Raw genomic sequence first — 1820 nt, forward strand, 5'->3', positions numbered from 1 at the left:
CGACGCAGAGTGCGACGTTAGTGACGGCTGAGTCCTGGCGCTGATCCGGGGGTAGCCTGGCAGGACGCCAGGCTAGCCGCACCGGGCCCAGAGTGTGTAAAAACCAGCCCAAGTATCGGCTGCGCGTAGCGCAGACGATACTTGGCTAGCCGGAACGCCTTGAAAGTCCTGCCATCGCTCTAATCCGCCCTTAAGGCCGTTAATAGCGCTTTACAGCCCCTTTTATCGGGCGCAATGGAGGCTTTTCAAGCCGCCAGCGCTTTTACAAGATTCTGCGTGCCGAGGATGTTCATTACCCGCTTCAAGTTATAAGCAAGCACGTTCAAACTCATTTCGGTGCTCACTCCGCCAAGCCGTCGCGTCAGAAAATGCGTTGCACCCATCCACTGCTTGAGAGTCCCGAAGGGGTGCTCGACGGTCTGCTTGCGGATGGTCATTACCTGCGGCGCGTTAGCCAGGCGGGCCTGCATTTCTTCCAGTACTGCCTCATGTTCCCAGCGCCGAATTTTTCGCTCTCTGGCCGGTGTGCATTGCGCCTTTATCGAGCAGGCCTGGCAGTTGGAGCGCCAGTAAACGTCCAGCTTCTTGCCCTTGTCGATGTAAGAGTTGCGCCAGATCAGCACTTGATTGGCGGGGCAGACGTACACATCGTTGTCCGCGTCGTAAACAAACTCGTCATTGCCGAAACGGCCATCAAATTTGGCCCGCGAGCTCAGCGTTTTTGGCACATAAGCTGTGATCCCTGCCTCGTGACAGGCCAGGATTTCTCCGCTTTTGTAATACCCGCGGTCCGCCACCACCGACAACGATTCGACTTGCATCACCTCACGGGCCTGCTGGGCCATCGAACTAAGTTGATCAAGGTCGTGACCCACATTGATCACCTCGTGCGCGACGATCAAATGGTGCTTGGTATCCACCGCGGTCTGTACGTTGTAACCCACGATACCTTTTCCCCCACTGCTCATCATTGAGCGCGCGTCCGGATCGGTCAGCGAAATTTGTTTGTCCGGGGATTCTTCAAGCTGTACCTCGATGGTCTGCAACGCCTTCATTTGCTCCTTCAATTTGGCGATCTTCTCCTCTAGGCCGCCTTTGGGGCCTGCAGTCTTGGGCTCTTCCCGATCAGCCGCATCCAGCCCCTTTAGATAAAGGGCAATGCTTGATTCAATCTCTTCCATCCGACGCTTCAGTTTGGCACTGGTGAAATTGCGATCGCGGTGATTGACCGCCTTGAATTTACTGCCATCGATGGCAACGAAATGCTCCGAGAAAAGCCCCAATTGTTGACACAGCACGACAAACTGCCGACAGACTCCTCGAATGCCCTTTGCGTTGTCTTTGCGAAAGTTGGCGATGGTCTTGAAATCCGGCATCAGGCGACCGGTCAACCACATCAGCTCGACGTTGCGCTGCGCCTCGCGCTCAAGGCGTCGGCTTGACTGGATACGGTTGAGATAGCCGTAGATGTAGATCTTCAGCATGACTGCAGGATGGTAGGCCGGTCGGCCCGTTTCAGCGGGGACAGCGCTTTCAAAACCCAAGGTGATCAGGTCGAGCTCATCCACAAAGACATCGACAACGCGCACCGGATTGGTGTCGCTGACGTAATCGTCGAGACTCTCGGGAAGCAAGGTACTTTGACCTCTGTGTTCACCTTGAATGAAGCGTTTCATGGGCAACCCTTGCAATGAAATCCTGGGGAATCATAGCAAAGGTTTACCTTGGGTTTTTACACAGTCTGGGCCATGGATGGCCCGTTGCGGCGACCCCCGGATCAGTGTCAGGGCGAAGGAACCCGACGAAGTCGGGCCGGAAAC

At 55.6% G+C, this 1820-nt stretch carries 1 protein-coding gene; it reads right to left on the reverse strand.

Translation table 11 applies throughout. From position 1 onward, the window contains the following. Positions 1-245 precede the first annotated feature (245 nt). Positions 246-1676: an IS1182 family transposase gene (locus tag KBY08_RS26215; protein ID WP_060409751.1), complete on the reverse strand. Its 1431-nt coding sequence runs from the start codon at positions 1674-1676 to the stop codon at positions 246-248. Positions 1677-1820: the final 144 nt, after the last annotated feature.

It is taken from the genome of Pseudomonas sp. P135 (assembly GCF_020312125.1).
Taxonomy (GTDB): Bacteria; Pseudomonadota; Gammaproteobacteria; order Pseudomonadales; family Pseudomonadaceae; genus Aquipseudomonas; species Aquipseudomonas fragariae.

Coding starts and splice junctions, on each gene's coding strand:
- KBY08_RS26215 (WP_060409751.1), bottom strand. CDS start 1,676: ATGAAACGCTTCATTCAAGGTGAACACAGAGGTCAAAGTACCTTGCTT.